21 protein-coding genes are annotated in these 19,380 nt (G+C 69.6%); 5 read left to right on the forward strand and 16 right to left on the reverse strand.

Features of this window, described 5'->3' with window-relative positions; translation table 11 throughout:
• Window positions 1-16 precede the first annotated feature (16 nt).
• The 15 genes from metK to ACWDUD_RS17985 form a co-directional block, all read right to left on the reverse strand.
• Window positions 17-1,231 carry a methionine adenosyltransferase gene (gene metK / locus ACWDUD_RS17915; RefSeq protein WP_450110156.1) on the reverse strand — a complete coding sequence of 405 codons (1,215 nt, stop codon included), beginning with the start codon at window positions 1,229-1,231 and terminating at the stop codon, window positions 17-19.
• Between the two features lie 130 nt (window positions 1,232-1,361).
• Window positions 1,362-2,660, reverse strand: coding sequence for a bifunctional phosphopantothenoylcysteine decarboxylase/phosphopantothenate--cysteine ligase CoaBC (gene coaBC, locus ACWDUD_RS17920; RefSeq protein WP_450110157.1), 1,299 nt, complete (start codon window positions 2,658-2,660; stop codon window positions 1,362-1,364).
• Complete coding sequence (gene rpoZ, locus ACWDUD_RS17925; RefSeq protein WP_197252830.1) at window positions 2,657-2,959, reverse strand: DNA-directed RNA polymerase subunit omega; 303 nt, start codon at window positions 2,957-2,959, stop codon at window positions 2,657-2,659. Before rpoZ ends, coaBC begins: the two co-directional genes overlap by 4 nt.
• Window positions 2,960-3,023: 64 nt before the next feature.
• Window positions 3,024-3,650, reverse strand: a complete 627-nt coding sequence (gene gmk, locus ACWDUD_RS17930; protein WP_197252829.1) for a guanylate kinase — start codon at window positions 3,648-3,650, stop codon at window positions 3,024-3,026.
• Window positions 3,651-3,654: 4 nt separating this feature from the next.
• On the reverse strand, window positions 3,655-3,978 hold the full coding sequence (gene mihF, locus ACWDUD_RS17935; protein ID WP_068158315.1) for an integration host factor, actinobacterial type: 324 nt from the start codon (window positions 3,976-3,978) through the stop codon (window positions 3,655-3,657).
• A 467-nt stretch (window positions 3,979-4,445) separates the two neighbouring features.
• Window positions 4,446-5,273 (reverse strand): orotidine-5'-phosphate decarboxylase, encoded by an 828-nt coding sequence (pyrF, locus tag ACWDUD_RS17940; protein WP_197252828.1) that lies wholly within the window; start codon window positions 5,271-5,273, stop codon window positions 4,446-4,448.
• Window positions 5,270-8,611: a carbamoyl-phosphate synthase large subunit gene (gene carB, locus ACWDUD_RS17945; RefSeq protein ID WP_248675506.1), complete on the reverse strand. Its 3,342-nt coding sequence runs from the start codon at window positions 8,609-8,611 to the stop codon at window positions 5,270-5,272. Before carB ends, pyrF begins: the two co-directional genes overlap by 4 nt.
• Entirely contained in the window at window positions 8,611-9,777 is a 1,167-nt protein-coding gene (gene carA / locus ACWDUD_RS17950) for a glutamine-hydrolyzing carbamoyl-phosphate synthase small subunit (protein ID WP_197251531.1), read from the reverse strand. Before carA ends, carB begins: the two co-directional genes overlap by 1 nt.
• Before the next feature lie 70 nt (window positions 9,778-9,847).
• On the reverse strand, window positions 9,848-10,345 hold the full coding sequence (locus tag ACWDUD_RS17955; protein WP_248675507.1) for a PH-like domain-containing protein: 498 nt from the start codon (window positions 10,343-10,345) through the stop codon (window positions 9,848-9,850).
• 4 nt (window positions 10,346-10,349) lie between these two features.
• Window positions 10,350-11,696 carry a dihydroorotase gene (locus ACWDUD_RS17960; protein WP_450110158.1) on the reverse strand — a complete coding sequence of 449 codons (1,347 nt, stop codon included), beginning with the start codon at window positions 11,694-11,696 and terminating at the stop codon, window positions 10,350-10,352.
• Entirely contained in the window at window positions 11,693-12,637 is a 945-nt protein-coding gene (locus ACWDUD_RS17965) for an aspartate carbamoyltransferase catalytic subunit (protein WP_450110159.1), read from the reverse strand. Before ACWDUD_RS17965 ends, ACWDUD_RS17960 begins: the two co-directional genes overlap by 4 nt.
• Window positions 12,634-13,254, reverse strand: a complete 621-nt coding sequence (pyrR, locus tag ACWDUD_RS17970; RefSeq protein ID WP_197252147.1) for a bifunctional pyr operon transcriptional regulator/uracil phosphoribosyltransferase PyrR — start codon at window positions 13,252-13,254, stop codon at window positions 12,634-12,636. Before pyrR ends, ACWDUD_RS17965 begins: the two co-directional genes overlap by 4 nt.
• A gap of 190 nt (window positions 13,255-13,444) precedes the next feature.
• Window positions 13,445-13,975 carry a transcription antitermination factor NusB gene (gene nusB / locus ACWDUD_RS17975; RefSeq protein WP_450110160.1) on the reverse strand — a complete coding sequence of 177 codons (531 nt, stop codon included), beginning with the start codon at window positions 13,973-13,975 and terminating at the stop codon, window positions 13,445-13,447.
• On the reverse strand, window positions 13,976-14,539 hold the full coding sequence (efp, locus tag ACWDUD_RS17980; protein WP_197250271.1) for an elongation factor P: 564 nt from the start codon (window positions 14,537-14,539) through the stop codon (window positions 13,976-13,978).
• Between the two features lie 34 nt (window positions 14,540-14,573).
• Window positions 14,574-15,671 carry a M24 family metallopeptidase gene (locus ACWDUD_RS17985; RefSeq protein ID WP_450110161.1) on the reverse strand — a complete coding sequence of 366 codons (1,098 nt, stop codon included), beginning with the start codon at window positions 15,669-15,671 and terminating at the stop codon, window positions 14,574-14,576.
• Window positions 15,672-15,777: 106 nt separating this feature from the next.
• On the opposite strand from ACWDUD_RS17985, the gene ACWDUD_RS17990 reads away from it, so the two are divergent.
• The 4 genes from ACWDUD_RS17990 (at window position 15,778) to ACWDUD_RS18005 (ending at window position 17,748) form a co-directional block, all read left to right on the forward strand.
• Entirely contained in the window at window positions 15,778-16,338 is a 561-nt protein-coding gene (locus ACWDUD_RS17990) for a B-4DMT family transporter (RefSeq protein ID WP_450110162.1), read from the forward strand.
• A 156-nt stretch (window positions 16,339-16,494) separates the two neighbouring features.
• Window positions 16,495-17,091, forward strand: a complete 597-nt coding sequence (locus ACWDUD_RS17995; RefSeq protein WP_450110163.1) for a TIGR03086 family metal-binding protein — start codon at window positions 16,495-16,497, stop codon at window positions 17,089-17,091.
• A gap of 48 nt (window positions 17,092-17,139) precedes the next feature.
• Window positions 17,140-17,406, forward strand: coding sequence for a hypothetical protein (locus ACWDUD_RS18000; RefSeq protein WP_374068505.1), 267 nt, complete (start codon window positions 17,140-17,142; stop codon window positions 17,404-17,406).
• Window positions 17,407-17,544: 138 nt separating this feature from the next.
• A complete protein-coding gene (locus ACWDUD_RS18005; RefSeq protein WP_068158269.1) occupies window positions 17,545-17,748 on the forward strand; it encodes a cold-shock protein in 204 nt (67 codons plus the stop codon).
• Window positions 17,749-17,820: 72 nt separating this feature from the next.
• On the opposite strand, the gene ACWDUD_RS18010 is transcribed toward ACWDUD_RS18005, so the two are convergent.
• Window positions 17,821-18,639 carry a class II glutamine amidotransferase gene (locus ACWDUD_RS18010; RefSeq protein WP_197250266.1) on the reverse strand — a complete coding sequence of 273 codons (819 nt, stop codon included), beginning with the start codon at window positions 18,637-18,639 and terminating at the stop codon, window positions 17,821-17,823.
• Window positions 18,640-18,820: 181 nt separating this feature from the next.
• Here ACWDUD_RS18010 and ACWDUD_RS18015 point away from each other — a divergent pair.
• Window positions 18,821-19,380: transposase (locus tag ACWDUD_RS18015; protein ID WP_450110164.1), on the forward strand; the 560-nt coding region annotated here is incomplete at its 3' end.

Below are 19,380 nucleotides of genomic sequence, written 5' to 3' on the forward strand. Positions count from 1 at the left end.
GTCGGTGACCTGTCGGTCAGAGACCGGCGGCGGCGCGCAGCTTCTCGGCCCGGTCCGTGTTCTCCCACGGCAGGTCGATGTCGGTGCGGCCGAAGTGCCCGTACGCGGCGGTCTGCGCGTAGATCGGGCGCAGCAGGTCCAGGTCGCGGATGATCGCGCCCGGCCGCAGGTCGAAGACCTCGTTGATGGCCGCCTGGATGCGGGCCGGGTCGGTCTTCTCGGTGCCGAAGGTCTCGACGAACAGGCCGACCGGTGCGGCCTTGCCGATGGCGTAGGCGACCTGCACCTCGATGCGGTCCGCCAGGCCCGCGGCGACCGCGGTCTTCGCGACCCAGCGCATCGCGTACGCGGCGGAACGGTCGACCTTCGACGGGTCCTTGCCGGAGAACGCGCCACCGCCGTGGCGGGCCATGCCACCGTAGGTGTCGACGATGATCTTCCGGCCGGTCAGGCCCGCGTCGCCCATCGGCCCGCCGAGCACGAACGACCCGGACGGGTTCACGAGCAGCCGGATGTCCGAGGTGTCGAGGCCGGCGAGGTTCGGATCCGCCAGCACCGCGTCGACGACGTGCGTGCGCAGGTCCGGGGTCAGCAGGTTGTTCAGGTCGATGTCCGCGGCGTGCTGCGTGGAGATGACGATCGTGTCGAGGCGCACCGGGGTGTCACCGTCGTACTCGATGGTGACCTGGGTCTTGCCATCCGGGCGCAGATAGGGCAGCACACCGGTCTTGCGGACCTCGGTGAGACGCCGCGCCAGCCGGTGGGCCAGCGAGATCGGCAGCGGCATCAGTTCCGGGGTGTCCGAGCACGCGTAGCCGAACATCAGGCCCTGGTCGCCGGCGCCCTGCTTGGCGACCTCGTCGTCGGTGAGCGTTCCGGAGCGGTGCTCGTGGGAGACGTCGACGCCGCCGGCGATCTCCGGGGACTGCGCACCGATCGCGATGTTCACGCCGCACGAGTTGCCGTCGAAGCCCTTCGACGACGAGTCGTAGCCGATCTCGAGGACGCGGTCGCGGACGATCTTCGGGATGTCGGCGTAGGCGGAGGTGGTGACCTCGCCGACGACGTGCACCTGCCCGGTGGTGACGAGCGTCTCCACCGCGACACGGGCACGCGGGTCCTCCGCGAGCAGGGCATCGAGGACGGAGTCGCTGATCGCGTCACAGATCTTGTCCGGGTGCCCCTCCGTCACGGACTCACTGGTGAAAAGCCGACCGCCGGTCTTGCTCACAGAACTCCCTCTCGACTGAAAGTGTCTAGCTCGAATGGACAGCATCTAATCACTGAACGCGGCGGCCGGGCCGGTGCCCCGCCGCAACCTCGACGCTACTGTTCCGCGCACGCGGACGCGACAGTTAAATTCATCCGCTCTTGGGCCGGTCCGCCGGGGCCAGCAGCGGCCGCAGCGCATCGAGGACCCGGCTGGCCATCAGCGACTTGGACCCGTGCGCGAGCGCCGTCTCGGATCCGTCGGCCGCGAGCAGCCACCCGTCGTTGTTGTCGACCTCGAACGCCTTGCCGTCGCCGACCGCGTTGACGACGAGCAGATCGCATCCCTTGCGTGCCAGTTTCGCACGGGCGTAGCTGAGCACGTCGCCGTTTTCGTCGCCCGTCTCGGCGGCGAACCCGACGATGACGGTGCTCGGGGCGAGGCCGCCCTCGGTGCGGGATTCGACCAGCCCGGCGAGGATGTCGTCGTTCTTGGTCAGCGCGATCGAATCGGGTTCGCCCGCGCCCTTCTTGATCTTCGTGGTCGCGAGCGTGCTGGGCCGGAAATCGGCGACGGCCGCGGACATGACAACCGCGTCGGCGCCGGCGGCGTACTTGACGACCGCCTCCTGCATCTGCGCGGCGGTCTGCACGTGCACCACGTCGACCGCGGCCGGATCGGCGAGCCCGGCGACCGCACCGGCCACCAGGGTGACGTCGGCGCCGCGCTGCGCGGCGAGCCGCGCCAGGGCGTAACCCTGCTTGCCGGAGCTGCGGTTGCCCAGGAAACGGACCGGGTCGAGGGGTTCGCGTGTGCCGCCGGCGGAGATGACCAGCTTGCGGCCGACCAGGTCGCGCGGAATCGCGTCGGCGCGTTCGAGCAGCAGCGTCGCGAGGGTGAAGATCTCCTCGGGCTCCGGGAGCCTGCCCGCGCCGGTGTCCTGGCCGGTGAGCCGGCCGGAGGCGGGTTCGACGACGACGACACCGCGGCGACGCAACGTCTCGACGTTCTCGACGGTGGCGGGGTGCTCCCACATCTCGGTGTGCATCGCCGGGGCGAAGATCACCGGGCACCGTGCGGTGAGCAGCGTGGCGGTGAGCAGGTCGTCGGTGCGGCCGTGCGCCGCGCGGGCCATGAGGTCGGCGGTGGCCGGGGCGACGACGACGAGGTCGGCTTCCTGGCCGAGCCGCACGTGCGGGACCTGCGGGACGTCGGCGAAGACCCCGGTCTGGACGGGATTGCCGGACAGCGCCTCGAAGGTGGCACGGCCGACGAACTCGAGGGCGGATTCGGTCGGGATGACCCGGACCTGGTGGCCGCTCTCGGTGAAGGCGCGGATCAGCGCGCATGCCTTGTAGGCGGCGATGCCGCCGCCGACGCCGATGACGACGCGGCGGCGGCGCTGCCCGAACTCTGAGGTGTCGAGGCTCTCCACGGTGAGCGGACTCACTCGCCTTCGGTGTGCTCGAGCAGGTCCGCGTGGATCTCGCGCATGGCGATCGACAGCGGCTTCTCCTGGAGACCCGGCTCGACCAGCGGTCCGACGTACTCGAGGATGCCGTCGCCGAGCTGGTTGTAGTAGTCGTTGATCTGGCGGGCCCGCTTGGCCGCGTAGATCACCAGCGCGTACTTCGAGGAGGCGCGCTCGAGCAGCTCGTCGATGGGCGGGTTGGTGATACCCAGCGGGGGGTCGTAGACCGGAAGCTCGTTACCCGCAATGTCGGTCGCGGCTGCCTGGATGCTGCTCACTCGGTGATCTCCTGAGTATTCGCGGGAAAGAAATAGCGGTGGCCGACCGCCGGGGGCACGGCTTCTAGGAGCGCGGCCCGGGCCCGGCGTCGGGTCCAACCAACAAGGATACCAATTCGTCGCAAGCACGGTCGACGTCGTCGTTGACGACGACGGTGTCGAACTCGTCCTGCGCGGCCAATTCGGTGCGGGCCGTCTCGAGCCTGCGGGCGACCACCTCGTCGGACTCGGTTCCGCGGCCGGTGAGCCGCTCGACCAGAACCTCCCAGCTCGGTGGGGCCAGGAAGGTCAGGACCGCCTCGGGCATCGCTGCCCGGACGGCACGGGCCCCGGCCAGGTCCACCTCGACCAGCACCGGACGTCCAGCGGCGAGCGCCTCGCGGACGGGTGCGGCCGGGGTACCCGAGCGTTGCAATCCGCCGTGGATCTCCGCCCATTCGAGCAGTTCCCCGGCGTCGATCATCCGGTCGAACTCGTCGCGTCCCACGAAGTGGTAGTCCTCGCCGTCGACCTCCCCCGGTCGCGGATCCCGGGTCGTCGCCGAGACGCTGAAGTACAGGTCCGGGACGCGGGAGCGCAGGAGGCGGACGACGGTCGACTTACCGACCGCGGAGGGGCCGGCCAGAACAACCAGCCGGCCCCTCCGCGTCACGGGCGCGCTGTCCGACACGGTTTGTGCGTCAGCAACCACGGTCTTACTCAGCGTCGAAATCGAACCTGGCGAGAAGCGCCTTGCGCTGACGGTCGCCCAGGCCGCGCAGACGGCGCGTCGGGGCGATCTCCAGCTCGGTCATGATCTCCTGAGCCTTGACCTTGCCGACCTTCGGCAGGGCCTCGAGCAGGGCGGAAACCTTCATCTTGCCGAGGATCTCGTCGTTCTCGGCGTCCTTGAGCACCTGCTTGAGGTCGGTGCCGCCGCGCTTCAGGCGCTCCTTGAGCTCTGCCCGGGCACGACGGGCAGCAGCCGCCTTCTCCAGAGCAGCGGCGCGCTGCTCGTCGGTCAGCTGGGGAAGGGCCACGGTTCCTCCGTCTCATCGTTGGCAAACAGTCTTCGACCGCTGATAACCAGCGGCGATAGCGACCGTACTCACGCGCGCCGACGATTGCGAACCCACCCCCCGGCGTTCCACTCGAAAATCCGTGCGGTAGTGGAGACGGATCCCGCAGCGCGAAACCGCCGCTCCCGCCGGTCGACGCACCGCTTCCCACCTGCGGTGACGCCGAAAAACCGCAGGTGAGGAGGCCAATGTCCGATTCGGCGACGAAGCGCGTCCCGACTCGTCGGCGAAGGGCCGCACGCCGGCTTCGAAGCCGGTCGGCCGGTTCGGAAAAATTTCTGGGGAATGCGCGTGTCGCGCCTCTCACCGACCGCGCGTGTCGCCGCTCCCACCAGCACCGGGAGAGGCGAAACCGCCCCCCAACGGGTCCTCGGACCCGACAACGGGGCCGGACCCCAGCTGGGTCCGGCCCCGCGGCGCGAGTTCCGTCAGGCCCTCAGGAAGGCGAATCCCTCGACCGCGCGGGCGACGGCGTCGCGCAGCATCGCGACGGTCGGCCCGGCCCGGAGCACCTCCCGGGAGACGTTGGGCACCACCGCGTCGAGATGGTCACCCGCCAGCCGGCGCACGTCGTCGGCGGTGCCGCCCTGCGCACCGACGCCGGGCATCAGGATCGGCCCGCGCAGCGCGCTCAGATCGGGTGCGCTCGTCAGCGTCGCACCCACCACGACGCCGACCGAGCCCAGCACCGCGGCCCCGGCGTTGCGTGCGGCGGCCTCGTCGACCATCACCTGGGCGAGCGTGCGCCCGTCCGCGACCGTCGCCTGCTGCACCTGCGCGCCCTCCGGGTTGGAGGTGGCCGCGAGCACGAACACCCCGCGCCCGGTGTCCTGCGCGAGCTGCAGGGCCGGTTCCAGCGCCCCGAAGCCCAGATACGGCGAGACGGTCACCGAGTCCGAGCACAGCGGCGAGTCGTCGGACAGCCAGGTGCGCGCGTACGCGGCCATCGTGGAACCGATGTCGCCACGCTTGGCATCCGCCAGCACCAGCGTTCCGCTCTCGCGCAGCGCCGCGACGGCCCGTTCGAGCACGGCGATACCCGCCGACCCGAACGCCTCGAAGAACGCCACCTGCGGCTTGACCAGCGCGACCTCACCGGCGAACGCCTCGACGCAGCGCTCGGTGAAGGTCGCCAGGCCGGCCGCGTCGACGGTCAGCCCCCATGCCCCGAGCAGTTCGGGGTGCGGGTCGATGCCGACGCACAGCGGTCCGCGTTCGGCGAGCGCCGCGTGCAGCCGCTCCCCGAACCCGGTCACGACAGCTGCTCGCCGTCGCGCAGGCCCGCCTGCATCCGCTGGATGGACCGGACACCGATCTCCCCGCGGATCGCGGCCTCGATGCCCTGGATCGCGGCCGCGGCACCCTGCACGGTCGTCACGCACGGGATGTTCGCGGCGACCGCGGCACTGCGGATCTCGTAGCCGTCGATGCGCGGCCCGGCGTTGCCCCACGGCGTGTTGATGACCATCGCGACGTCCCCGGCGCGGATGCGGTCGACGACGGTCGGTGCGCCCTCGGGGCGATCCTCCTCGGAGACCTTGTACACGTGCTCGCACGGAACTCCGTTGCGCTGCAAGGTTTCCGCGGTACCGATGGTCGCCATGATCCGGAACCCGAGGTCGGCGAGGTGCTTGACCGGGAAGATCATCGACCGCTTGTCCTTGTTCGCGATCGAGACGAACACCGCACCCGAGGTGGGGAGCGAACCGTAGGCGGCGGTCTGCGACTTGGCGAAGGCCCGGCCGAAGTCGCTGTCGAGGCCCATGACCTCACCGGTGGACTTCATCTCGGGGCTGAGCAGGGTGTCGACCCCGGTGCCGTCGGCGCGGCGGAACCGGTTGAACGGCAGCACCGCCTCCTTGACCGCGATGGGCGCGTCGAGCGGGGCGTGGCTGCCGTCGCCCTCGGCGGGCAGCAGACCCTGGCTGCGCAGCTCGGCGATGGTCTCGCCGAGCATGATCCGCGCGCACGCCTTCGCGAGCTGCACACCGGTCGCCTTGGACACGAACGGCACGGTGCGGCTGGCCCGCGGGTTGGCTTCGAGGACGTAGAGGATGTCGTCCTTGAGCGCGTACTGGACGTTGAGCAGGCCCTTGACGCCGATGCCCTTCGCGAGCGCGGCGGTGGACCGGCGCACGTTCTCGATGTCGGAGCGGCCGAGCGTGATCGGGGGCAGCGCGCACGCCGAGTCGCCGGAGTGGATACCGGCTTCCTCGATGTGCTCCATGATGCCGCCGATGTAGACGTCGGTGCCGTCGCACAGGGCGTCGACGTCGATCTCCACGGCGTCGTCGAGGAAGCGGTCGACCAGCACCGGGCGGTCGTCGGAGATCTCGGTGGCGTTCGAGATGTAGGTCTCGAGTGCCTTCTCGTCGTAGACGATCTCCATGCCGCGGCCACCGAGCACGTAGGACGGGCGCACCAGCACCGGGTAGCCGATGCCGGACGCGATCTCCCGCGCCCCTTCGAAGGTGGTGGCGGTGCCGTACTTCGCGGCGGGCAGGTCGGCCTGCTCGAGCACCCGGCCGAACTCGCCGCGGTCCTCGGCCAGGTCGATCGCCTCGGGGCTGGTGCCGACGATCGGCACGCCCGCGGCCTTCAGGCGCCGCGCCAGGCCCAGCGGGGTCTGGCCACCGAGCTGCACGATGACACCGGCGACGGTGCCGGACTCGCACTCGGCGCGGTACACCTCGAGCACGTCCTCGAAGGTGAGCGGCTCGAAGTACAGGCGGTCGGCGGTGTCGTAGTCGGTCGAGACGGTCTCCGGGTTGCAGTTGACCATGACGGTCTCGTACCCGGCCTCCGACAGCGTCAGCGCGGCGTGCACGCACGAGTAGTCGAACTCGATGCCCTGGCCGATGCGGTTCGGGCCGGAGCCCAGGATCAGCACCTTCGGGCGTTCGGTCTGCGGCGCGACCTCGGTCTCGGCCTCCGGATCGAGCTCGTAGGTCGAGTAGTGGTACGGGGTCTTGGCCTCGAACTCGGCGGCGCAGGTGTCGACGGTCTTGTACACCGGGTGCACGCCCAGTTCGATGCGCAGGGCGCGGACGGCGTCCTCGTCGGCGAACTGCTCCGGGCGCAGCTCGGCGATCTGGCGGTCGGAGAAGCCGTGGTGCTTGGCGTAGCGCAGTTCCTGCTCGCCGAAGGTCTCGACGCCGCGGACCTCGTCGCCCAGCTCGACGATCTGCTGGATCTGATCGAGGAACCACGGGTCGATCTTGGTGGCGTCGAAGACCTGCTCGACGGTGGCGCCCAGCTCGAACGCCTTCGCCACCCCGTAGATGCGTCCGTCCGTGGGGGTCGCGATCTCGGCGAGGATCGAGTCGAGGGTGCCCTCGACCTCGGGGCCGGTCCAGAAGCCGGCGCGCTTGGTCTCGAGCGAACGCAGCACCTTGCCGAACGCCTCGGTGAAGTTGCGGCCGATCGACATGGCCTCACCGACCGACTTCATGGTGGTGGTGAGGGTGCCGTCGGCGCCGGGGAACTTCTCGAACGCGAAGCGGGGGGCCTTGACCACGACGTAGTCGAGGGTCGGCTCGAAGCAGGCCGGCGTTTCCTTGGTGATGTCGTTGACGATCTCGTCGAGGGTGTAGCCGATCGCGAGCTTGGCGGCCATCTTCGCGATCGGGTAACCGGTGGCCTTCGACGCGAGCGCCGAGGAGCGCGACACGCGCGGGTTCATCTCGATGACGACGAGGCGGCCGTCGCGCGGGTCCATCGCGAACTGGATGTTGCAGCCGCCGGTGTCCACGCCGACCTCGCGCAGGATGGCGATCGAGAGGTCGCGCATCTTCTGGTACTCGCGGTCGGTCAGGGTCATCGCCGGCGCGACCGTGATCGAGTCGCCGGTGTGCACGCCGACCGGGTCGACGTTCTCGATGGAACAGACGATCACGACGTTGTCGCGGCCGTCGCGCATGAGCTCGAGCTCGTATTCCTTCCAGCCGAGGATGGACTCCTCGATCAGGACGTTCGCGGTCGGCGACGCGGCCAGGCCGCCCCCGGCGATGCGCTCGAGGTCCTCGTCGTTGTAGGCCATGCCGGAGCCGAGGCCACCCATCGTGAACGACGGCCGCACCACGACGGGGAAGCCGAGTTCGGCGACGGTCGCGCGGACCTCGTCCATGGTGAAGCAGACCCGCGAGCGGGCGGACTCGCCGCCGCACTTGGTGACGATGTCCTTGAACATCTGCCGGTCCTCGCCGCGCTGGATGGCGTCGAAGTCGGCGCCGATCAGCTCGACGTTGTACTTGTCGAGGATGCCCTGCTCGGACAGCGCGACCGCGGTGTTCAGCGCGGTCTGGCCGCCGAGGGTCGCGAGCACGGCGTCGATCGGGGTGCCGTTGGCGGCCTCGGTGGCGATGACCTTCTCGACGAACTCGGCGGTGATCGGCTCGATGTAGGTGGAGTCGGCGAACTCGGGGTCGGTCATGATCGTGGCCGGGTTGGAGTTGACGAGGCTGACCCGCAGGCCCTCCTCGCGCAGCACCCGGCACGCCTGGGTGCCGGAGTAGTCGAACTCGCAGGCCTGGCCGATGACGATCGGCCCGGAGCCGATGACCAGGATGTGGGAGAGATCTGTACGGCGTGGCATTAGGACTTGTCTCCCTCGAGCATGCTGGCGAATCGGTCGAACAGGTAGGCGGCGTCGTGCGGGCCGGCCGCCGCCTCCGGGTGGTACTGCACCGAGAAGGCGCTGCCGTCGAGCAGGCGGACCCCTTCGACGGCACCGTCGTTGGCGCAGGTGTGGCTGATCACGGCGCGGCCGAACGGTGTGTCGAACTCCTGGCCCGCCTCACCCTCGAGCGCGAAACCGTGGTTCTGCGCGGTGATGGCGATACGGCCGGTCTCGTGTTCGACGACCGGGATGTTGATGCCGCGGTGCCCGAACTTCATCTTGTAGGTGTTCAGGCCCAGGGCGCGTCCGAGGATCTGGTTGCCGAAGCAGATGCCGAACAGCGGCAGGCCCTGTCCGAGCACCTCCTTGGTCAGGTGCACCGCCCCGTCCGCGGTCGCCGGGTCGCCGGGGCCGTTGGACAGGAACACACCGTCGGCCTTCAGGTCGAGGATGTCGTGCAGCGTCGCGGTGGACGGCAGCACGTGCACCCGCATCCCGCGTTCGGCGAACATGCGCGGGGTGTTGGTCTTGATGCCGAGGTCGATGGCCGCGACCGTGAACCGGGCCTCGCCCCCGACGGGCTCGACGACGTATCCGCTGGTGGTGGTGACCTCGCCGGCGAGGTCGGCGCCGAGCATCGACGGCTGGGACTTGACCCGCTCGAGCAGTTCCGCGTCCGAGGCGAGGGCGTCACCGGAGAAGACGCCGGCGCGCATGGAGCCGCGGGTGCGCAGGTGCCGCACGAGTGCGCGGGTGTCGATGCCGGCGATGCCGACCACACCCTGGCGGACCAGTTCGTCCTGCAGAGAGCCGGTGGCCCGCCAGCTGGAGGTGCGGCGGGAGGGGTCGCGCACGACGTAGCCGGCGACCCAGATCTTCGCTTCCGCGGAGTCACCGGTCGGGCCGACGGACTCGTTGTCTTCCTGGTTCCAGCCGGTGTTGCCGATCTGCGGTGCCGTCGACACCACGATCTGCCGGTGGTAGCTGGGGTCGGTGAGCGTCTCCTGGTAGCCGGTCATGCCGGTGCTGAACACGGCCTCGCCGAGGGTCTGGCCGACTGCACCGAAGGTGGTGCCGCGGAAGATCCGCCCGTCCTCGAGCACCAGTACCGCGGTGCCGCCGCCGAAATTACCGCCGCTCATGCGTTCTCTCCGTTCTGCTCGACCTCACCAGAGCTGTCCGCATCAGCTGAAATCTCACGTGCTGTGATCGTCACTGTCCTGAATCTTCGTTCGTCGCGTCCACCCACGAGGGGTAAACAGTCTTGTCGTCGCCGCGGAATCCGGTGTCGATCTCGGTTCCGGAGGGCAGTTGCCATCGGATGACCAGGACGCCGTCCTTGGTCATGACCTTCCCGGCCAGGCCGCGTTCGGTGCGGATCGCGCGGATCGAGTCCTGCGGAATCCAGATCGGCGAGGCACCGTCGCGGTCGAGGAGTACTCCACTGCGGTAGCGGCTGATCTCGGCCGCGGCCCGGTATCCCAGGTCGCCGACCGCGATCCGGTCCTGCCAGCTCGGTGCCAGGGTGCTGCCCACGTACAGGCCGGTGCTGGGGGCCAGCACCTGCTCCCCCAGGTCCGCGGGCACGGCGGGAAGTTCCCCGACGGCGTCGGCCTGGCGGCGGGCGCGTCCGCGCCAGCCCTTCCACATGAGCAGGACCAGCACGACCCACAGGAGCAGGAAGCCGAGGGTGATCAGAACCCGGTCCATCGCGCTACCTCCCGCCGGTCCGCGGGCGGACCGCACCGTCGCGGGCGGTGATCCTGCCGCGCAGCACGGTCGCGGTGACCTTGGCGGGCAGCGTCATCTCCTCGTACGGGGTGTTGTTCGAGATACTCGCCAGTTCCGGTCCGCGCACCGTCCATTCGGTGTCCGGGTCGACGAGCACGACGTTGGCCGGTTCCCCGACCGCGAGCGGGCGGCCCTGGTCGTCGAGTCCGACGATCTCGGCGGGTCGCTCGCTCATCACCTTCGCGACCCCGCGCCAGTCGAGCAGACCGGGCCGGACCATCGTCTCGACGACGATGGACAGGGCCGTCTCGAGACCGAGCATGCCGGGCCGGGCCTGCGAGAACTCGCAGCACTTGTCCTGTTCGGCATGCGGGGCGTGGTCGGTGGCCACACAATCCAGCACACCCTCGGCGAGGCCGCGGCGCAATGCCTCGACGTCGGAACGTTCCCGCAGCGGCGGGTTGACCCGGTTGACACCGTCGTAGGTCTCGAGCCGCGAATCGTCGAGAAGCAGGTGATGGGGAGTCACCTCGGCGGTGATCGAAATCCCCTGTCCCCGAGCCCATTTGACGAGTTCGACGGTGCCCGCGGTGGACGCGTGGCAGATGTGGACACGGGCTCCGGCATCCCGCGCGAGCAGCGCGTCGCGCGCCACGATCGACTCCTCGGCCGCGCGCGGCCATCCGGTCAGACCCAGCCGTGCGGCGGTCGGACCCTCGTGGGCGACGGCGCCGACGGTCAGCCGCGGCTCCTCGGCATGCTGGGCGATGAGAACTCCGAGGGTGCCCGCGTATTCGAGGGCGCGCCGCATGATCAGCGGGTCGTACACGCAGTGCCCGTCGTCGGAGAACATCCGGACCCGGCCGGCGCCGGCCGCCATGGTGCCCATCTCGGCGAGCTGCTTGCCGGCGAGACCGACGGTGACCGCGCCGACCGGGTGCACGTCGACCAGTCCGACCTCCTGGCCGCGGCGCCACACGTGATCGGTGACGACGACCGAGTCCGCGACCGGGTTGGTGTTGGCCATCGCGAACACCGCGGTGTAGCCGCCGAGCGCGGCGGCGGCCGAGCCGCTGTCGATGGTCTCGGTGTCCTCGCGGCCCGGTTCGCGCAGGTGCGTGTGCAGGTCGACGAAGCCGGGCAGCAGGACCTGGCCGCTACCGTCGATCACCTCGGCATCGGCGTCGGCCTCGAGGCCGGAACCGATCGCGAGGATCTGCTCGTCGCCGAGCAGGACGTCGACCGGATCGCCCTCGCCGTAGACCAGCACGTTGCGGATGAGGACCTGCGGGGTCACCGAATTGTCTCCTGTTCCAATAGTTTCCGTCATGCCGACGCCCCTTCGGTGCCGACCAGCAGACGGAACAGCACCGCCATGCGCACGTGCACACCGTTGGTCACCTGCTGCAGCACCGCGGTCTGCGGGGAGTCGGCGACCGCGGAGGCGATCTCCATGCCGCGCAGCATCGGGCCGGGGTGCAGCACCACCGCGTCGTCGGAGAGCAGCCGCAGCCGGCGCTCGGACAGTCCGTAACCGATCGAGTACTCGCGCGCCGACGGGAAGAACCCGCCGTTCATGCGTTCGGCCTGCACCCGCAGCATGAGCACCGCGTCCAGGCCGGGCAGTTCCGCATCGAGCGAGTGCGCCACGGTCACCGGCCAGGTCTCCACCCCGACCGGCAGCAGCGTGCGGGGCGCGACGAGCACCACCTCGGCGCCGAGCATCGACAGCAGCAGCGCGTTCGAGCGCGCCACCCGGCTGTGCAGGATGTCGCCGACGATGCCGATGCGCCGCCCTTCCAGCGATCCGAGCCGCTGCCGCAGGGTCAGCGCGTCGAGCAGCGCCTGCGTGGGGTGTTCGTGGGTGCCGTCACCGGCGTTGATCACCGACGGGCCGTTGCCGTCGGCGTCGGTCGTCCAGTCCGCGATCCGGTGTGCCGCACCGGAGGCCGGGTGCCGCACGATCAGCGCATCGGCGCCCGCCGCGTGCAGGGTCAGCGCGGTGTCGCGCAGCGATTCGCCTTTGGACACCGACGAACTCGACGCGCTGACGTTGATGACGTCCGCGCTCATCCACTTGCCGGCGACCTCGAAGGACACCCGGGTCCGGGTCGAGTTCTCGTAGAACACGGTCATCACGGTGCGGCCGCGCAGTGTCGGCAACTTGCGCACCTCACGGCCGAGCAACGCCTGCTCGAACCGTTCCGCCTCGTCCAGAAGCTCGGTCGCGGAATCCCTGGTCAGATCCGCGATGGTGAGCAGGTGTTTCACAGGTTCTTGCCTCCGGAGATCTCCACCGCGTCACGTCCGTCCTGTTCGGTGAGCAGCACGCGCACGTCCTCCGTGCGGGCGGTGGGAACGTTCTTGCCGACGTAGTCGGCGCGTAGCGGCAGCTCGCGGTGCCCGCGATCGACCAGCACCGCGAGCTGGACGGCTCGCGGCCGGCCCAGGTCCCGCAGGGCGTCGAGGGCGGCGCGGACGGAGCGGCCGGAGAAGAGCACGTCGTCGACGAGGACGACCAGGGCGTTGTCCACACCGCCTTCCGGCACCGAGGTGCGCTCGAGGGGACGGTGCGGCTTGGTCCGCAGGTCGTCGCGGTAGAGCGTGATGTCGAGAGATCCGACCGGCACGCGGACCCCGGAGAACTCCTCGATGCGCTCGGCGATGCGGTTCGCGAGGGTGGTGCCGCGGGTGGGGATTCCGACCAGCACGACGCGAGGCGCTTCGCCTTCCGGGGCGTCGAGTGCGGTCTTCTCGATGATCTGGTGGGAGATGCGGGCCACGGTGCGTCCGACGTCCGCGGCGGACAACAACTCGCGGGCGGGCGCTCCGGTTCCGGATGCCGATGGATCGGTGGATGCTGACGAGCCGTCCTCGGACATGGCCATACAGCGACCTCCTTCTCCGCCTCGCTGGACGGATCGTTAAAGGATGCCTGACGTTCAAACAGCCTATCAGCGGCCGAGAGGCGTCACGGCAAGGTTGACGGTGAAGCGCGACACACGGGCACCGACGACGAAGGCGGGTCCGGACGAAATCGTCGATCTCGTCCGGACCCGCCTGCGCTGCATCGGTGTCCTACTGTTCCGAACCGGGTTGTTCGGGAGTGCCGGGTTGTTCGGGAGCGCCGGCCTGCTTCGCGTGCACCGACGTCGCTGCGGCCGCGGCACGCACCTGGTCGGCGACGGCGACGAGCTGACCGAGCACGCCGTTGACGAACGCCGGCGAATCGTCGGTCGACAACGACTTCGCGAGTTCGACGGCCTCGTCGACGGCCACGACCGGCGGCACGTCGGTGGCGTGGAACAGCTCCCAGGCGGCGATCCGCAGGATTGCGCGGTCCACCGCGGGCAGCCGCTCGAGCGTCCACTCGTGCAGGTGGTCGGCGATGAGCTGATCGAGCTCGTCGAGGTGCTCGGCGACACCGCGCACCAGGGTCCGGGTGTACGGCGCGACCGGGGCCACCTGGTCGTCGGTGAGCGCCAGCGCCACGCGGTCCGCGGCGAGGTCGATCGGGTCGGTGTCGCGGGCTTCGGCCTCGAACAGCAGGTCGACGGCGCGCTTACGCGCCTTGTGCCGGGCTCCGAGTTTCTTCTGCGTTCCGGACACTCAGGAGTTCACTCGCCCGAGGTAGCTGCCGTCACGGGAATCGACCTTGAGCTTGTCGCCGGTGTTGATGAACAGCGGGACCTGGATCTCGGCGCCGGTCTCGAGGGTCGCGGGCTTGGTGCCGCCGGTGGAGCGGTCGCCCTGCAGGCCCGGATCGGTGTGCTGGACGACCAGCTCGATCGTGACGGGAAGCTCGACGAACAGCGGGGTGCCCTCGTGGGTCGCGACCTGCACGGCCATGTTCTCGAGCAGGAACTTCGCCCCGTCACCGAGCGTCTCGGGCGAGATCGAGATCTGGTCGTAGGTCTCGCCGTCCATGAAGACGTAGTCGGTGCCGTCGTTGTACAGGTAGGTCATGTCGCGGCGGTCGACGGTGGCGGTCTCGACCTTGACACCGGCGTTCCAGGTCTTGTCGACGGTCTTACCGGAGAGCACGTTCTTCAGCTTCGAGCGCACGAACGCCGGACCCTTGCCGGGCTTGACGTGCTGGAACTCGATGATCTGCCAGAGCTGACCCTCGATCTTCAGCACGAGCCCGTTCTTGAAATCACTGGTATCGGCCACTTACTTCGCGTCTCCTAGAGTCGAGGAACCGCCCTTATACGACGGTCAATGTCTTGTCGGTCAGCGTGAGCAGTTCCGGTGCCTGCTCGCGCACCACGAGCGTGTCCTCGATCCGCACGCCTCCGCGCCCGGAGAAGTACACGCCCGGCTCGACGGTTACCGTCGCACCGGCGACAAGTGTACCGGTCGCCGCGGCGCCGATTCCCGGCGCTTCGTGGATCTCGAGCCCCACCCCGTGACCGAGGCCGTGCAGGAAGAGTTCTCCGTACCCGGCGTCGGTGATCACCGAGCGGGCCGCCGCGTCGACCGCGGCGCATTCGACTCCGGGCGCGAGCGCCTCCCGGCCGGCCTGCTGGGCACGCAACACCAGGTCGTACAGCTCGCGCTGCCAGTCCGCGGCCTTGTCGAGCACGTAGGTGCGGGTCATGTCGGAGTGGTAGCCGCCGACCTGCGCCCCGAAGTCGAGTTTGACGAAGTCGCCGGACGCCAGGACCGCGTTCGTCGGCCGGTGATGCGGGATCGCCGAGTTGGCGCCCGCGGCGACGATCGTCTCGAAGGAGATCCCGTCGGCGCCGTGGTCGAGCATGCGGGACTCGAGGTCGCGGCCCACCTCCTTCTCGGTGCGTCCGGGGCGCAGGCCCCCGGCGGCGATCAGGTCCGCCAGCGCCCGGTCCGCCGCGGTGCACGCCGCGCGCAGCAGCCCGATCTCGTGTTCGTCCTTGACCGCCCGCAGCTGCTCGACGAGTCCCGGCGTCGCGGTCAACGTCACCTTGCTGCCGAGCCCGGACCAGCGTGCGTGTTCGTCGACGGTGACCGTGTGGCTTTCGAAACCCCAGCCCGCCGCGTGTGTCCCGGCGGAGGCGATGAGGTGGTCGGCACTGGCGCGTGCGATGACCGCGCGCAGGTCCGGGACCTGTTCGGCGATCTGCGTGACGTACCGGCCGTCGGTGCAGACGACGGTCCGCGATTCGTCGGCGTCGTCGTCGGTGGTGACCAGCAGCGCGGCGTTGGACCCGGTGAATCCGGTGAGGTAGCGGATGTTGAGCAGGTTCGTCACCAGCAGCGCGTCGAGTCCGCGGTCGGCGAGGACGGCGCGCAGCGCGGCGCGGCGGGAGGCATGATCGGCGGCCATCGAACCAACCTACCCCGACGATTCGTGGCCGGTCACAGGACGACGGGCCGGTTTCGGGTGTGGGCCGAGACACACTTTTGCCGTGACAGACGTTACTCTCGGATACATGAAACCCTGGTTGACTCGCGGGCTCGGCCTGACCCTCGTGCATGTGCTCGTCCGCGTCCTGCTGGGCGCGGCGCTCGTCCAGTGGCCCCTGCAGGGATCGGTCCTGAGGTGGGGTGGTCTGCTCGTCGTGCTGTTCGCGGCCCTGATCTGGGGCGGCATCGACGGGATCCGGGATCGGCGCGCGAATCCCGATCCGGATCGCGGCGCGGATCTGACGATGCTGTGGCTGAAGGCGGGCGCGGTCACAGGTCTGCTCGGCGGGTTCCTCACGTGGCTCGTCGATGCGGTCACCGCGATCCCGGTCGGCGTCAAGTCGCTGTTCTTCGAGCTCACCTCCGGCGCGGCGTTCACCGTGCTGCTGGTGTTCCTGCCCGCGATGTTCGCCGTGACCGTCGGTCGCTTCCTGGTGCGACGCGAGCAGGCGAAGCCGGTCGAGCAGCCCGCCGCGGAACCGGCGCCCGTGGGGGCTGCGGTCGGGGCCGACAGGGCGTGGAGCAGCGACGACGCCCCCACCGAGGTGTTCCCGGCCGTCGACCCGAAACGGGACGGCCCGGCCTGACCGGCATACATCGGCTCTCCCACTTTCCGCGGGCCGCCGCGACCACGATGGTCGCGGCGGCCCGCGGCCGTCCGCACCGGTCACGCCGCTGAGTTTCCGGCGCGGGACGGGTCTGTCCTCATGCGACCCCACCGCTCCGAGAACCGAGGTGCCCCGATGACCGAAATGCTCGATCTCGATCCCGCCGCCCGCACGATGACCCGGGTGATCGCCGGGATCCGCGACGACCAGCTCACCGCCCGCACACCGTGCCGGGACGCCACGCTCGGCGACCTCCTCGACCACGTCGGCGGCCTGTCCGTGGCGTTCACGGCTGCGGCGACCAAGGAGTTCGGGGAGATCACGGCGCGTCCGCCGGCGCCGAGCGCAGCGAACCTGGGCGACGACTGGCGCACGCGCATCCCCGCGCAGGTCGCGGCGCTCGCGCAGGCGTGGCACGATCCCGTTGCGTGGACCGGAACGACGCAGGCCGCCGGGCTGGACCTGCCCGGCCGGATCGCGGGACTCGTCGCGCTCGACGAGCTCGTGATCCACGGTTGGGACCTCGCGGCCGCGGCGGGCCTGCCCTACACCTGCGACGATGCGGCGGTGGCGGCCTGCACGGCGTTCGCGTCGACCGTCACCCCGGAGCAGCGGGCCGAAGGTGGCCTGTTCGGTCCGGTGGTGGAGGTTGCGGAGGATGCGTCCGCGCTCGATCGGCTGCTCGGGCTCACCGGCCGTGACCCGTCCTGGACGCCACCGCGCAACGGCTGACCCGGGCCGACCTGCATCACCCGCTGTGAGCTGTCACAATTGATGGCCATGAGCGCTAAGACCAAGAACTCTGCCGCGCTCGCGTTGGGCGCGCGGGTGACGATTCGATCCGGCTCCGGCCACGCAGCACCGGAACACGGTGCGATCGTCGCCGACTACGGCGAGGCCGCGGCGCTGGTCGCCGACGACCTCGGCCGCGACTGGGCCCCGGTGCGCCGGTGGGCGGTCGCGCTCGACGACGGTCGGCTCGTCTTCGCCGACGACGCAGACCTCGAGCTCGAGACCTCCCCGAAGGGCGCCGGCACCGCGTCGTAGGCCCCGGCGCGCCCGCCCTCGTGGGTTCGGATCGGCGGTGCTCTACAAGGTGTGCATACGGCGTAGGGGTGGCACGATCGATTGTGGAGATCGTGACGTCGACGTGACGTTCGGCTCCCGAACAGGAAGTTGGGCAAGATGGCGCAGGGCACCGTGAAGTGGTTCAACAGCGAGAAGGGTTTCGGATTCATCGCTCCCGATGACGGGGGCGCCGATCTTTTCGTCCACTTCTCCGAGATCCAGGGCAGCGGCTACCGCTCGCTGGAAGAGAACCAGCGGGTGGAATTCGAGGTCGGGCAGGGACAGAAGGGGCCGCAGGCCCAGCAGGTCCGCGCCCTCTGACAAGTCCGCGAACGCCGAAATTCGGGGTGCATCCCACGTGGGTGCGCCCCGATGGCGTTGCGCCCCGGCGATCTAGGGGGCCAGCGGCACGAACGGCAGAATTTCGTCCCCGTAGGGTCCGACCGTTCCCGCACTGGCCTCGGGCACCTCGTTCCACGCCCCGGGCAGGTCACGCAGCGGTTCCGACACCACGAGGCGCGCCCTCGGTCCGAGTTTCGCGAGCACCTCCACCTCCGGGTGCAGGGCACGCAGCGTCGTCATGTCGGTGGAGTAGTACAGCGACCGCGACTGCACCTGGCTCGAATAGCGGAAGAACCACATCGAGGTTCCATCCGATGTCGCGACCGTCATCTGCACCGGGTTCTCGATGCCGTGCGCGCGGGCGGTCTTCTCGACGAAGCCGACCGCCCGGCCGACGGCGCCGAGCGGGTCGTCGGTCAGTCCGAACGTCAACGCGAGGTAGAACAGCGCCTCCGAATCGGTCGATCCCATGATCTCCGTGTACAGCTCCGCCTCCACCGCGAGCAGCAGTTCCCGCTTGATCTTCCGGTAGTCCACGATCTCGCCGTTGTGCATCCACAACCAGTTGCCGTACCGGAACGGATGGCAATTGCTGCGCTGGACCGGTGATCCCGTCGACGCACGCACGTGCGCGAAGAACATGCCGCTGCGGATCTGGCTGGCGAGTTCCCTCAGATTGCGGTCGTTCCAAGCAGGTTCGATGCTCTTGAACAGCGCCGGCCGGGGCCCTTCTCCGTACCAGCCGATGCCGAACCCGTCCCCGTTCGTGGTCGTCGCGCCGAGCTGCGAGTGCAGACTCTGATCGATGAGCGAGTGCACCGGACGGAACAGCAGGTCCTCGGCGAGGATCGGCTCACCGGAATATGCCATCCATCTGCACACATCTCCATTGAAACAGAGTGCTCCGCGCCGACCCCGCGTTTTCCGCGCGCGACCCCCACTTTTCCGAGCGAACGATACATCCGGTCAATCTGCGGGCTGTTGCAGAATCGCGGGTCGGTCTCGCCGTGACGCGGCGGGGCCGACCTGCGGCTTTGTGTAGAATCCGTTGGTGGCCAAAGGATATCGACCCGTCGACCGCGATCAACAGTTCCTGATCCCACCGGACATGCGCGACTGGCTCGGCGCCGATCATCCCGTGTGGACGGTCATCGACATCATCGACCGGATCGACACCACCGCATTCCACCGCAACGCCAAGACCGGCGGCGCCGGCCGGGCCGGCTACCACCCGGACATGCTGCTGACCCTGCTGGTGTGGGCGTGGTCCCGCGGGGAACGGTCCTCCCGCCGCATCGAACGCTTGTGCGCCGAGGACGTGGCCTATCGGGTGATCTGCGCCCAGGACATCCCTGACCACGTCACGATCGCCCGGTTCCGCAAGACCCACGCCGCCGCCTGCGAAGACCTGTTCACCCAGGTCCTGTTGCTGGCCGCCGCCCTGGGCTTGGGCCGGCTGGAAACGATCGCGTTGGACTCGGTCAAGATCGCTTCGAACGCCTCGGCCGGCGCCAATCGCACCGAATCGGCGGTGCGGGCCGAAGCCGCCGAGCATGCCCGAGCGATCGCGGCAGCGGCGGTGGCCGCGCACGAGGCCACCGACACCAGCGA

Source organism: Rhodococcus sp. NPDC003382 (assembly GCF_053589135.1).